10 protein-coding genes and 1 tRNA gene are annotated in these 13,155 nt (G+C 43.2%); 6 read left to right on the top strand and 5 right to left on the bottom strand.

The window, feature by feature from the left end:
• Positions 1-495 precede the first annotated feature (495 nt).
• Positions 496-1,515: a YafY family protein gene (locus GMA13_RS08570; protein WP_255884076.1), complete on the bottom strand. Its 1,020-nt coding sequence runs from the start codon at positions 1,513-1,515 to the stop codon at positions 496-498.
• Between the two features lie 14 nt (positions 1,516-1,529).
• Positions 1,530-1,817: a hypothetical protein gene (locus GMA13_RS08565; RefSeq protein ID WP_255884074.1), complete on the bottom strand. Its 288-nt coding sequence runs from the start codon at positions 1,815-1,817 to the stop codon at positions 1,530-1,532.
• Positions 1,818-2,031: 214 nt separating this feature from the next.
• Between GMA13_RS08565 and rlmB the strand changes: the two genes are divergently transcribed.
• From rlmB to rpe, 3 genes are read left to right on the top strand one after another with little or no spacing between them, the layout of a single operon-like run.
• Complete coding sequence (gene rlmB / locus GMA13_RS08560) at positions 2,032-2,784, top strand: 23S rRNA (guanosine(2251)-2'-O)-methyltransferase RlmB (protein WP_255884072.1); 753 nt, start codon at positions 2,032-2,034, stop codon at positions 2,782-2,784.
• Positions 2,785-2,803: 19 nt separating this feature from the next.
• Entirely contained in the window at positions 2,804-7,072 is a 4,269-nt protein-coding gene (locus GMA13_RS08555; protein WP_255910998.1) for a hypothetical protein, read from the top strand.
• A 16-nt stretch (positions 7,073-7,088) separates the two neighbouring features.
• Positions 7,089-7,742 carry a ribulose-phosphate 3-epimerase gene (gene rpe / locus GMA13_RS08550; RefSeq protein ID WP_370687074.1) on the top strand — a complete coding sequence of 218 codons (654 nt, stop codon included), beginning with the start codon at positions 7,089-7,091 and terminating at the stop codon, positions 7,740-7,742.
• Between the two features lie 49 nt (positions 7,743-7,791).
• On the opposite strand, the gene GMA13_RS08545 is transcribed toward rpe, so the two are convergent.
• On the bottom strand, positions 7,792-8,373 hold the full coding sequence (locus GMA13_RS08545) for a hypothetical protein (RefSeq protein ID WP_255884069.1): 582 nt from the start codon (positions 8,371-8,373) through the stop codon (positions 7,792-7,794).
• 131 nt (positions 8,374-8,504) lie between these two features.
• On the opposite strand from GMA13_RS08545, the gene GMA13_RS08540 reads away from it, so the two are divergent.
• On the top strand, positions 8,505-9,305 hold the full coding sequence (locus tag GMA13_RS08540) for an amidohydrolase family protein (protein ID WP_255884067.1): 801 nt from the start codon (positions 8,505-8,507) through the stop codon (positions 9,303-9,305).
• A gap of 60 nt (positions 9,306-9,365) precedes the next feature.
• Positions 9,366-10,913, top strand: a complete 1,548-nt coding sequence (locus GMA13_RS08535) for an alpha-amylase family glycosyl hydrolase (protein WP_255884066.1) — start codon at positions 9,366-9,368, stop codon at positions 10,911-10,913.
• Between the two features lie 145 nt (positions 10,914-11,058).
• Here GMA13_RS08535 and GMA13_RS08530 read toward each other — a convergent pair whose 3' ends face one another.
• A complete protein-coding gene (locus GMA13_RS08530; protein ID WP_255884064.1) occupies positions 11,059-11,550 on the bottom strand; it encodes a hypothetical protein in 492 nt (163 codons plus the stop codon).
• 84 nt (positions 11,551-11,634) lie between these two features.
• Positions 11,635-11,722, bottom strand: a tRNA-Leu gene (locus GMA13_RS08525).
• Positions 11,723-11,945: 223 nt separating this feature from the next.
• Between GMA13_RS08525 and GMA13_RS08520 the strand changes: the two genes are divergently transcribed.
• Positions 11,946-13,136: a PLP-dependent aminotransferase family protein gene (locus GMA13_RS08520; RefSeq protein WP_255884063.1), complete on the top strand. Its 1,191-nt coding sequence runs from the start codon at positions 11,946-11,948 to the stop codon at positions 13,134-13,136.
• Positions 13,137-13,155: the final 19 nt, after the last annotated feature.

Below are 13,155 nucleotides of genomic sequence, written 5' to 3'. Positions count from 1 at the left end.
ATGGTGTTCTCGCATATCCATTATAACACCTATTTTGAATTCTGCACTATATACTTTGTTTTTTCTTCCTGTTTTACCCATAAAAATATGCACCTCCAAAAGTGTCTAACTTTTGGGGTGCATATCAACTCGGCTTGACCCTGACGAGGTAATTTTGTACCGGTGATTGTCATCAGAGTGCTTCCGTTGACAACATAAAGGCTATAAAATACATAGGCGTGAACTGTAACAACTACTGTGCAAAGGCGAACACCATTCTCTGAAATTGATTTCTCGGCATAAATTTCTTCCTTTCATTTTGGCACAAAAAAACACAAGTAGTTATGCAGATAAAGCTGAAATATGGAATAATACATAGCAACCGTAATCAGATTTATGTGCATGGCACCACTTGTGTCGTTTATGTGTCATTATTAAATTTTTCTGTTAGATTATGGCACAAAAATTTTTAATTTTCAAGTAATTTTGCGCCTGCCGGCAAACGGTGTTGCCAAGTTACTTTTTCTCTTTGTCTTTGTAAAGCTTTGAAACCTTTTTGCTCTGCTTTTTCATCTGTGCTACAACCGATTTCGGAGAAAGAATTTTTACATCATCGCCGAGTGCGAATATCCAGCCAAGAAACTGAGGGCTTACGTTAACGCCCACTGTAAGCTGAAAGCTGTTTTCATCGCATTTAGAAATAATAATATCTTTGCCGAAGCGGTCAACAACAACGCCTATCATATTATTAGAAAACTGCATTGTCACCTTTTCCTCTTTGCCGCCGAACATAGAAAAGGTTTTCTTCTGGTAATCACTTAGATTGAAGCTGTTAAAATGCTCCTGTCCATCTCTCTTTTCGGGTGACAGCTCAATCGACATCATCTTGTCAACACGGTAGTGCTTAATCATTTTGCTAAGACTGTCATAGCCGATGAGATAATAATTTTCATCGTCCCAGGTAAGCTCCCAAGGGCTGATTATATAGTTGCTGCCGTTTCTTTTGAGCTGCTTTTTTAGTTTTTCGCCGCCGGTAAAGGATACCTTCCACTCAAAGTATTTAAAGCATATCTTGCAGCCGTTTGAAATAGCAGTGTGAATTTTATCTACGTTATAGTAGATGCTCTCGTTCATAGTTTTAACACGGTTTTTAATGCATATCTGCCTTTGCAGCTGCTCTGCCTGCTTTTTGCTGGCAAGCTGCTCAACCTTTTTTATAAGTTGCTCTGATTTACGCTCGGTTATAAACTTTGACGATTGAACGGCATCAACAAGAAGCTTAAGCTCAGCAAGCTGAAAGTCACGCTTGCCGATAAAATACTCGTAGCTTTTACCCTTGCGTGCCACAACATCAATGCCGAAAACACGCAGAGCCTCTAAATCATCATAAATGCTTTTTCGTTCTGCCTTTATACCGTTCATAGCAAGAGCCGCCAAAATATCGCTCATTGTCATAGCGTTTTCTTCGTCTGTGTTTTCAAGCAGAATTTTGGCAAGGTACAGGCATTTAAGCTTTTGGTTTGCTCCTTTTGCCATTTATATCACTCCTGTTAATCTTCCATTTCCTCAAGCTCTTTAATAAGCATACCGAAGGTGTCGTCCCAGCCGTCAATTGCGTTTACGCCGCCACCGTTTACACTTCTGAGCTTTGAATCGTTCATATCCTGACCGTAGGCAAAAAGCTCGCCCAGATAAATTTCGTACCCATTGCTTAAGCAGACGTCGCAAAAGCTATTCATCGGGTCGTCTGTCCGTCCTGCGGATACAAGCTTATTTCTAAGACTTTTGTCCTGCTTTGCGTCTGTCATCAATCTTTCAAGCTCGTCTTGTATGCTCATACGATCACTCCCTTTATATTGTTAATTATATTAAAGCATTTGTTTTGTCGCTTGTCAACGGAATAAAATCCTATAATTGTATTAAAATGTAAAGATTTTGCTTTTGTGCAAAAAAATAGTTACTTTTTTGTAATCTTGTGGTATAATAAAGAATAATTGGGTTTTTATTGGCTTTTGACTGTGGTTGTGTATCAAAAGCTGTTGGAGGTTGATTATGGACGAAAACCGTAAGAATGGCAACGATATAATAATCGGACGAAACTGCGTCAGCGAGGCACTAAGAAGCGGCAGACCGATTGACAAAATATTTGTGGCAAAGGGCGCTTCGGGTTCGCTTTCTCCGATAATAGCAAAGGCGAAAAAAGGCGGTGCCGTTATTAAAGAGGTTGACGCAAAAAAGCTTGATTTTCTGAGCGGCGGACAGACGCATCAGGGCGTTGTTGCTTTTGCATCGGCAAAGGAGTATTCAAGCGTTGAGGATATTCTTGATATAGCCAAAGAAAAGGGCGAACCGCCGTTTATTATAATTCTTGATGAAATAGAGGATCCACACAACCTCGGTGCAATAATACGAACTGCCGAATGTACCGGAGTCCACGGCGTTATAATACCAAAGCGCCGCAGCGCAGGACTGAGCTTTACAGCAGATAAGGCATCGGCAGGGGCGCTTGAATATGTTCCCGTTGCAAGGGTTACAAATATAGCGCAAACCATAGATATGCTCAAGGAAAACGGCGTTTGGATTTACGGCGCAGATATGGACGGTCAATGCTACTGCAAGGCTGACCTTAAGGGAGCAGCGGCTCTTGTTATAGGCAACGAGGGTAAGGGTATTGGCAGGCTTGTAAGGGAAAAATGCGATTGTATTATTTCACTGCCGATGAAAGGCAGGATTAATTCGCTGAACGCATCTGTTGCGGCAGGTGTTTTAATGTATGAGTTTGCACGTCAAAGACAAGACTATTAATGCAGAAAGGGATGATAAAATGAGTCGGAAAAACGATAAGCGAAATAATAAATTCGGCAAGGGCGGGCCGGACGATTTTCGAGAGGACTTTTATCAGCCGTCGCAGCACAGCGAGGAAGAGGAAACAATAGATATTTCAAGCTTTGGGCGTGAATATCAGGCACAGCAATCTGAGGCGCAAAGCGAAGAGGCAAAGAAAATTGCCGAGCTTATGGCGAGCATTGATGCGGAAAAAGACTCAGACAACAGCGTGAATAGCAAGAAGAAAAAGAAAGATAAAAAGAGTAAGCACAGCTTTGGTCTTTTCATAGGGGAAAAAGAAAGAGAAAATGACGCTGTTAAGGACGAGCCTTCACCCGTTGAAGAAGATGACGAAAATATTACCGAAGCTGAATATGAAGCTGACCATACATATAATAATGAACAGCCGCAGGAAGTATTTGAAGAAGAATATTTTGACGAGCAGGATGATATAGATTCCGAGCCTATACTGCCGGAGGAGCTTGACGATGATTTTGCGCTAAGCGGCGGTAGCGAAGATAATACGTTTGACGAGTATGAGTATGACGATAGCAAGTATGATGACGAATTTGATGATGATATCACCATACAGGGCACAGAGGAATCTCAGGAGGAAACAGTAGACAGCTCAGAATATGACGAGGTTGAAGCCGAGGAAGAGTCCGAAGCTGAAAAAGAAGCTAATGTTGATGAAGCAGAGAATGAGCCGCAGGAGGAATATTACAACAGCGAGTATGAACAAAAGAAACCGGGTTTTATTGGCAGGCTAAAGGCTTTCTGGACAGGCTCAGAGGATTTTGAAGAAAAGTTTGATCCGGACTTCGATCCGTCTGTGTTTGACGAGGACGAGCAGGAGCAAGTCGCCGAGGAAGAACAAACTGATGCGGAAAACGACGAAGAGCCTTATAATGATGCTGATGTGAATATTGAGGAAAAAGATGATACAGAAGAAATAGAGGATGGTACACAGTCTGACGAAGAAGCTGACTATACGGCAGTCGAGGATAACAGCGATAAAAGCGAAAAATCACCGTCATTGATTGAAAAGATTAAGGCGTTTTGGAACGGTGAGGATATAAAGAATAAGAGCATTGATGAAGAAGAGGTAACCGAAGAGGAAATCGAAGCCGAGGTTGAAGCGGAAAAGTCAGAGTGGATAAAGTCAAGCGTAAAGTATGACGATTTGTCCGACTATGCCCCAAAGCAGCGTGATAAAGCACAGGCGCAGGAAGGCTCCGAGGTGTTTGATTATGACACCGATTACAAGATTGAAGGAAAGGGCGGAATTTTCTCAGAAATTTCCGGCAGAATACATTCGTTTTTAAGACCGTCGCTCGGTTCTGAGGAGTTTATGCAAGACGAGGAGCTTGACGAGGAAGAAAATACAGATGTAATAGACAGCGAAGAACCCGACGTTGAAGCTGACGAGGACGAGCAAGCCGAGACAGTAAAGAAAGCTTCTCCGATAGAGCAAATCAAAAAGATTTGGAATGAGGACGGCAGCTACGCAGACGAGCAGGACGAACAGTCTGATGAGGACGAGGAAGACACAATTGACGCAGATTATGCCGACGAGGAGGAAAAGCCTGTTGTGTCAAGACCTGTGTTAAAGGTGATTGACCCGTCGAAGCCGCAGGAAGAGCCGGAAGAGGAAGAAGCTGAGGTTGACAATGAAGAAACCCAGACAGAAGCAGACACAGAAACCAAGCCTGAGCAAAGCCTTGATGAGAATATTGTCACCGAGGGTCCGGATACGCCGGTTGATGTTGTAATATCGGCAAAGCACAGTAAAAAGAGCCTGCTCGGAAAATTCAAGAGCTTTTGGAATGGCGAAAGCATCAAAGGCAAGAAGGGTAAGCATAGCGATAAGGATAAAAAGGCTGAGGATACGGAAGAAATAAAACCCGAAAGCAAAGAGGCACAAGAAGAATTTGTTGATATATCTGCCGCTGAGCCGATAATTGAAAATAAGCCTGCTAAGACAGAGCCTGTTGTCAATGACAGCATAGCTGAGCCGGTTGCCGAACAAACAACAGCACAGGAGGCGGCGGAAGAGCTTAAGGCTGAGCCTGCAACCTTTGAAGAGGTTGCGCAGGAGGTTAAGATAGACAGCGTTGATGGCAGACAGGTTGTAAACGGTAAGGTTGTTCCAAAATACATACACGAGGATTTAGTTGAAAAAATCAGCCTTACAAATGAAAACATTCCGCTTGTTGTTCGCCGTGAGTATGAGGAATATATAAGACAAGCGAAATACAGACCCAATATGTACAGCGAAGGACCTGAGCTTAATTCGGAGGTTTCAAGGGCTGTCAAAGAGGAAATGAACAACCCCGAAAAATCGGCTGAAAGGCTCAGGCGCAAAAAGGAAAGTGCTCAGGAGCAAAATAATATTGACGCTCAGCGGGAAATACCGCAGGATAAGCAGGAGAGAAGGTCAATTAAGGACGTGCTCTTCGGCAATGTTGAGAACAGCGCTGATTTCTCGGAGTTCCGTGCTCAGACAAACCTGAATCCACAGAATGATCAGGTAATAGAGGACTACGATAAGCCGTCTGATGCAAGGGCGATAAGAGCCGAGATAAATTATGATAACCGCAAGGTTTCGTTCCGCTGTATTACGCTTACAATTTTGTTCTTAATAACATTAGCTTTCTATGTTATTCAACGATATTTTCCGACAGCGCTCACTCAAAATATGCCGAATGCGGATATTATGACCTGCCTTATAAGCCTTATCCTGCTTATAATCGGAGCGGTACTCTGCCACAGCACTGTTATCGGCGGACTTAAGCCGCTGATTGCGTTCAAGGGCAATTCCGATACGGCAGTTGCGGTTGCGGTTGTAGGCTGTCTTGTGCAGGGCATTGTGTCATTCTTTGAGCCGCAGGCGTTTTTCAGCGGCGGAATGCATCTGTATGCAATTCTTGCAATAGTCGCTCTGCTGTTTAATAATCTTGGTAAGCTTTGTATTGTACGCAGAATAAAGGATAACTTCAAGTTTGCTTCTTCGCCGAACAGAAAGTATGCCGCAAGGATTTATGATAACGAGGAAGTATCGCAGCAGATGATAGACGGTACAAACGCTGAAAAGCCTGTTGTTGCTTTGCAGAGTAGAACAAAATTCTTAAAGGGTTTCCTCAGATTCTCATATATGCCCGACCCAAGCGAGCGTGCGGCTTCGTTTATGGCGCCGATTACAACCGTTATAGCAGTGCTTGCCGCTATAATATGCGGTATATCAACAGGAACAGCTTCCGGCGCTGTTTCAGCTTTTGCCGCTGTTTCTTGCATGGGAATTCCAATGTGCTGCCTGCTCGCCGTTAATATTCCAATGAGAAAGCTGTGCGGCGAATCGCTCAAAAACAGGGCGATGATTATAGGCTATCCTGCTGTAAAAACCTTTTCGGAAACGAGTGCGGTTATGGTTGACAGCCGTGAGCTTTACCCAAGGGGCAAGGTTCAGCTTTTGAGCGTTAAAACTTTTAACACATACAATATCGACAAGGCTCTTTTGAATGCCGCAGCGGTTATGAAGGTTGCCAATACACCGATGACCTATATGTTTGAGGACGTTATAAGCGAAAAGGGAGAACAGCTGCCTGAGGTTGAAAGCGTAAAATATGAGGACGGCAAGGGACTTGTAAGCTGGGTTGGCGGCGAAAGACTGCTGCTGGGTAACCGTGACCTTATGAAGAAGTATTCAATCAACCTGCCGAGCCTTGACTTTGAGGAAAGTTCAATTGAAAGCCGAAGTAACTGCATAACCTATCTTGCAAATGCAGGACAGCTTGTTGCCATGCTTGTTACCGAATATCACGCCGACCAAAGGCTTGCCTCTGAGCTTTCTCGCCTTGAGAAAAACGGCGTTACAATTCTTATCAGAACGGCTGACCCGAATGTTTCTCAGCTTAAGGTTGCAAAGGACTTTGGCGTATTTATAAGAAATGTGAAAATACTGCCGACAACGCTCGGAAATATCTGCAAAGATGAAATGTCAAGACGAGATGAAAGCTCAAGAGCGTTTATCTCTACAGAGGGCAAGCTACATTCGCTTGCAAGAGCAATAAGCGGCTGTATAAAAATTAAGGATAATATCTCAATAGCAATTGTAATTCAGGTTTTAGCTGTTGCATTAGGCGTGCTGATTGCTGTTGCTGTTTCGGTGTTCTCAGGACTTAACGGACTAAACGGAATTGATTTGCTGCTTTACGTTTTGTTCTGGGCGGCAGCGTCAATTATTGCACCGCTGATTCAAAAAGCATAGATTTGAAAGGATGATTATGATGAAGATTGCACCGTCAATTTTATCGTGCGATTTTTCGGTGATGGGCGAGGAAACAAAAAGAATGGAAAATGCCGGTGCGGACTATATTCACCTTGACGTTATGGATGGGCATTTTGTGCCGAACATAACCTTTGGTGCACCTGTTATTAAGGCGATAAGACCATATTCGACGCTTCCGTTTGACGTGCATCTTATGATAGACCACCCGTATGATTATATTGATGATTTTGCCGATGCAGGCGCTGATATAATCACGTTCCACGTTGAGAGCAAGTCTGATATTGCAAAAACAATAGCGAAGATTAAAGAAAAGGGCATAAAGCCCGGACTTGTTATCAAGCCGAACACTGCGGCAAGTGAAGTTTTTCCGTATTTAAAGGATATATTTATGGTGCTTGTTATGACGGTTGAACCGGGCTTTGGAGGACAGTCGTTTATGGAGGATATGCTTCCGAAGCTTCAAAAGATAAAGGCGGAAGCTCAACGGCAGGGCGCAGACATACTCCTTGAGCTTGACGGCGGAATAAACGATAAAACCATAGCTAAGGCTGCAGCGGCAGGCGGCGATGTTTGTGTTTCGGGCACAGGAGTGTTTAAAGCTCCCGATGCAAAGAAGGCTATTGAAACACTGAAAGCCTTGTGTGAATAAACGAAAGGCCCGATGCAGCAGTTGCGTCGGGCTTTGGTATTGATATAGTTTAAGAATTGACAGCGAAAACTTCGCCGATTTTCATAACGGGAAAGCCTGCGGCAAGCCTTGCGCCGTGCTCGCGTGTGAGCGATATTTTTATCTCGTTTTCGCAGACATCACTGCTGTATTCTGACATAAGACCAAGAGCACGAGAGGAAAGCTTTAAGGCTTTGGCAATTATAAGATTATATTCTCCGTTATTGCGGTAAGCCTCTCCACGCAGAAGTCGGAAGCCGTTTTTATACAGCTGAGCCATACAGTCGGTGAAATCATCGGCGCAGGCAAAGGAAAGCATTATTTCCCCAACGCCTCTTTTTAATTTATACCGCTTGGCGGCTACTCCGTGCTTCGGCAGAACCGTTATCAGCAATATACATCCGTCGAAGCGCTCAATAGCTTCAACAAGCAGCGCCTTGTTTTGCAGAGGAATTGTAATTCGCTCACGGGCGATTGCGACAAGTCTTTTCAAAACTCTTTGAAAAATCTCGTTTTCAAGGTATATGCTGTTGTAATCAAGTGCAAAGACACCCATATCCTTTTTTGAAAGCACTATTACAAGGCGTGTAGCGCTTAGCTGATCAATTGTCATACGGTGCCTCCTAAAATCCGATAGCGGGTAATACTGTTCTTGTTATTATAATATTGTCAAATACGAAAATGTGCAAGAAAATATTTTTGGAAGTCAAAAATAACCTATTTTAAAATTTTGGAGCTGATATAATGAAGATTATTGATTTTCACACTCATACCTTTCCGGCAAAATTAGCACATGGTGCGATATCTTCACTTGAAAAATCAAGCGGTACAAGGGCGAGCCTTGACGGCACAAACGAGAGCCTTTTAAGCTCAATGAGAAAGTACGGCATAGCGAAAAGCGTGTTGATGCCAATAGCCGTAAAGCCCGGAAACAGTCACACCATAAATACCTGTGCTATTGAAAACAATAAAATCGCAGGATTTGTTTCCTTTGGTTCGGTTCATCCTTATGAAGAAGGCTATATTGAAGAGCTTGAGAGAATTAAAAAGGCGGGGCTAAAGGGTGTTAAGCTTCACCCGGACTTTCAGGGAGTTTTCATTGATGACCCCAAAATGGTTGCTGTAATGCGTGCGGCCGCCGATTTGGGGTTGCTTATAACAATCCATAGCGGCATGGACGTATCTTTTCCAAAACTGCACCGCAGTACACCAAAGCGGCTTGCTTCGGTTCTGCCTGAGCTTAAGGGTGCAAGGATAATTTGTGCACATTCGGGCGGCTACCGCTACAATGATGATGTGCTTGAATACCTTACAGAACATCCTGAAATATATATCGACACCAGCTACTCAATAGGTCAGCCGGGTATGGATACTCACAAGCTTATAGAAATATATAAAAGCTTTGACCCTGCTCATATTCTGTTCGGTACAGATTCGCCTTGGGAGGATCAGCAGGAGTCGGTAAACAAAGTTATGTCATTGCCGATTGAAGAGGACTTAAAGGAAAAAATTATGTATAAAAACGCTGAAACTCTTTTAAAATAAGTATGTATATGGTACAATATTAATATCTATCTTAAGCAGAGTTTTAAAGGAGGAGTTAATATGCCTCAGTGGCTTAAAAACGCAGTGTTTTATGAAATATATCCGCAGTCATTCTATGATTCAAACGGAGATGGAATAGGCGATATTCAGGGCATTATTCAAAAGCTTGACTATGTTAAGGCGCTTGGATGCAACGCAATATGGCTTAACCCTGTTTATGATTCGCCGTTTATGGACGCAGGCTATGATGTACGCAATTACAAAAAGGTTGCGCCGAGATATGGCACGAATGATGATTTAATTGAACTGTTCAGTGTCGCTCATTCAAAGGGCATAAAAATCCTGCTCGACCTTGTTCCGGGTCATACGTCTGACACCTGTCAGTGGTTTATTGACAGCAAGAAGCATAAGAAAAACGAGTATTCAAACCGCTATATATGGACAGACAGCGTGTGGGAAGCTCCGCCGAAGTACAGGCTTATGTGCGGTATCAGCGAGCGTGATGGCAACTACCTTGTTAATTATTTCAGCTCTCAGCCGGCTCTCAACTACGGCTTTGCAAATGTTACTCATCCTGCATGGCAGCTGCCGACAGACCATCCGGACTGCCAAAAGACGGTTGAGGCTATAAAGGACATTATGCGCTTCTGGCTTGATAAGGGCTGCGACGGCTTTCGTGTTGATATGGCGGACAGCCTTGTTAAAAATGATGATGACAAACGCCCAACAGCAAAAATTTGGCGTGGTATAAGAGAAATGCTTGACAAAGACTACCCCGAGGCGGCTTTGGTGTCGGAGTGGTGTAACCCTGAAAGAGCAATCAATGACGGCGGCTTCCACTGTGACTTTTATCTCGACCACAGAGGAAATGGCTACTCGACAATGTTCCGCTATACAAACTATGAAACAGGCAAGGATGAAAGCTACTACTGCAAGGACGGCAACGGTGATATAACCGTGTTCACCGAGGAATATACAAGGTCGCTTGAAAAGACCAAGGGCAACGGATATATCAGCTTTATTACGGGCAACCACGATGTTCCGAGGATGACAAAAACTCTTGATAACCGTGCTATTCGTCTGGCTTACGCTACTATTTTGACAATGCCGGGAGTTCCGTTTGTTTATTACGGCGACGAAATCGGTATGAGATATATTGAAAACCTGCCGAGCAAGGAGGGCGGATTCAGCCGAACAGGCTCAAGAACGCCGATGCAGTGGAACAGCGGCAAAAACCTTGGCTTCTCAACAGCCGACAGCGATAAGCTTTATTTACCTGTTGACAGCAGCGAGGACGCTCCGACGGTTGAAAATCAGACAGGCAAGGAAGGCTCAATATTTGAAACGGTTAAGGCTGTTATCAAGCTCAGACGTGAAAACGAGGATTTGGGTAATGACGGCGGATTTGAGGTTGTTTATGCCGAGAAGGGCGAGTATCCGTTTATCTACAAGAGAGGTTCTTTTGTTATTGCCGTAAACCCGAAGGGCGAGCAGACCGAAGCTGTGTTTGAGTTCAGCGGTGAAAAGGCTTTTGAAATAGGCGATACCGAGATTAAAGACGGCAAGATAACGCTTGGCGCACAGTCAATGGTGATTTTGAAGGTTTGAGTTCAATTAAAACCTTGTATAAAAAAGAATAAAAAAAGAAAAAGCGACTTGTCAAAGCGAGTCGCTTTTTCTGCGAAAGAACAGTATAACGGTGCATAAGTATAGGTAAGAAACGTGAAAAGGTGCGTGTGTTTTCACATTATTCCTATGAAATGCCGCCCTTTTCGCCATAGCATACGAGATGAACGTCATTAATATAGTCAATCAATCGCCACTCTTCCTCTTTTTGCGAGGCTGGTGTAAACTGTTCAAAAACGACACCATTTGAAAAGATAATGACCAGGTCGTTAACAGTAGAAATATGATAATCGGCAACAGTGGCTCCCTGCATTTTGAGGGCAAGTGCTTTTGCCTGCACATCAAAAACACTACTCATTTCATCAGATCTACCGATCAAATCATACTGCCAATCATCGGGAACATTTTCACTGTAGGGCTCACAAATATCTCTGGATGCCAAAAGAATATTCTTATCTTCTCTAAAGCGCCATTGGGTTTGAAAATGAAGCGAGAACTCTGCAACATCATACTGTTTCCCGCGTGTATCTGTGAAAGTGAAGTTCTCTCCCAAGAATAAACAAAGCATATCACATGCACGACTAATACAATTAAATTTCTTCCCAAGCAATCTTGACAACACGGTGAGCACCTCCTTCTTCATTAGTATAACATTATTCAAAAAAGACACCTTTTGTCTGTTAGACAAAAGGTGTTTCTTTTCTGGTGCCGGTGACCGGACTTGAACCGGTACGGATTATTCGTCCGAGGGATTTTAAGTCCCTTGTGTCTGCCTATTCCACCACACCGGCAGATATTACAGACGATATTGTAACACAATTAACACGAAAAATCAAGATTTAGAATTAAAATATATATTTTCTTTTTTTAAAGTCATAAAATCACGTCTTCTTTTTATTGATTATTCTTCCGCTTTGTGGTAACATATAAAAATAGGTAATTTATACACATTGAAACGAAATTTTATTATAAAATTTTTGCACAAAACAACATACATTGAAAGGACTGTATAAAATGGAATATGTTTTTTCTGACAGAGTAAGCAGCCTGAAGCCGTCTGCTATAAGAGAAATCTTTAAATATGCCGCTGACCCCGAGGTTATCTCGCTTTCTGCCGGCAACCCGTCACCGGAGGCTTTTCCGTGCAAGGAGATTGCCGAGATTTCGGCTGACATACTCGGAAAAAACCCGATAGCCTCGCTTCAGTACAGCGTTACAGAGGGGTATACACCGCTGAGGGCAAGGCTAAAAACTTATATGAAAAGCAAGTACAACATAGGTACTGATGATGATTCTATACTTATCACATCGGGTGCCCAGCAGATTATGGACCTTGCGTCAAAGTCGTTGATTAATGAACACGATGTTGTTATCTGCGAAGCACCGAGTTTTATCGGCTCGTTAAACACTTTTCGTTCTTACAACTGCCGCTTAAGAGGAGTTCCCGTTGAGAGCGACGGTATGAACATAGAGCAGCTTGAGCAGGCACTTAAGGAAGAAAAAAATGTAAAATTAATCTACACTATCCCGAATTTCCAGAACCCGTCGGGCGTTACAATGAGCCTTGAAAAAAGGAAGGCTGTATATGAGCTTGCAAAAAAGTACAATGTGCTGATAATTGAGGATAATCCGTACGGCGATTTGCGTTATGTTGGCGAGGATATTCCTGCTATAAAAACCTTTGACACCGAGGGCATAGTTATCTATGCAGGCTCGTTCTCAAAGACAATAGCTCCGGGTTTGCGTGTTGCGTTTGCAGTTGCGCCCACTCCGATTTTTCAGAAGATGGTTGTATGCAAGCAGGGGCAGGATGTTCACACAAATATCTGGTCGCAGATTATTGTTGACGAGTTTATGGACAGATATGATTACGAGGCGCACCTTGAAAAGCTTCGTAGAATTTACAGCAAAAAGGCAAGCTATACGACTTATCTTCTTGACCAATATCTTCCGCAGCAGGTTACCTATAATAAAATTGAAGGCGGCTTGTTCACAGTATGTACACTTCCCGATGGAATTGATATGCAGGCTTTCTGCAAGGAGCTTATCAACCGCAAGGTCTGCGTTGTGCCGGGAAATGCGTTCTTAACCGATGAATCACAGCCGTGCAGCAATTTCAGAATTAACTTTACAACCCCAACAGACAAACAGCTCTGCAAGGGTATTAAAATAATGGGAGAGCTTGCAAAGGAGCTTATTAAATAAGCTGATTGCAGGCTTAGGA

It is taken from the genome of Ruminococcus sp. zg-924, from assembly GCF_024433635.1.
Classification (GTDB): Bacteria; Bacillota; Clostridia; order Oscillospirales; family Acutalibacteraceae; genus UBA7067.
The sequence above is the reverse complement of the archived record's forward strand: the minus strand, read 5'-3'. Positions and strand labels throughout refer to the sequence as shown.

Bases quoted from the DNA above. Each gene is read 5' to 3' on its own strand.
- GMA13_RS08565 (WP_255884074.1), bottom strand. From the start codon at position 1,817: ATGAGCATACAAGACGAGCTTGAAAGATTGATGACAGACGCAAAGCAG.
- GMA13_RS08555 (WP_255910998.1), top strand. From the start codon at position 2,804: ATGAGTCGGAAAAACGATAAGCGAAATAATAAATTCGGCAAGGGCGGG.
- GMA13_RS08570 (WP_255884076.1), bottom strand. From the start codon at position 1,515: ATGGCAAAAGGAGCAAACCAAAAGCTTAAATGCCTGTACCTTGCCAAA.
- GMA13_RS08520 (WP_255884063.1), top strand. From the start codon at position 11,946: ATGGAATATGTTTTTTCTGACAGAGTAAGCAGCCTGAAGCCGTCTGCT.
- GMA13_RS08545 (WP_255884069.1), bottom strand. From the start codon at position 8,373: ATGACAATTGATCAGCTAAGCGCTACACGCCTTGTAATAGTGCTTTCA.
- GMA13_RS08540 (WP_255884067.1), top strand. From the start codon at position 8,505: ATGAAGATTATTGATTTTCACACTCATACCTTTCCGGCAAAATTAGCA.
- rlmB (WP_255884072.1), top strand. From the start codon at position 2,032: ATGGACGAAAACCGTAAGAATGGCAACGATATAATAATCGGACGAAAC.
- rpe (WP_370687074.1), top strand. From the start codon at position 7,089: ATGATGAAGATTGCACCGTCAATTTTATCGTGCGATTTTTCGGTGATG.
- GMA13_RS08535 (WP_255884066.1), top strand. From the start codon at position 9,366: ATGCCTCAGTGGCTTAAAAACGCAGTGTTTTATGAAATATATCCGCAG.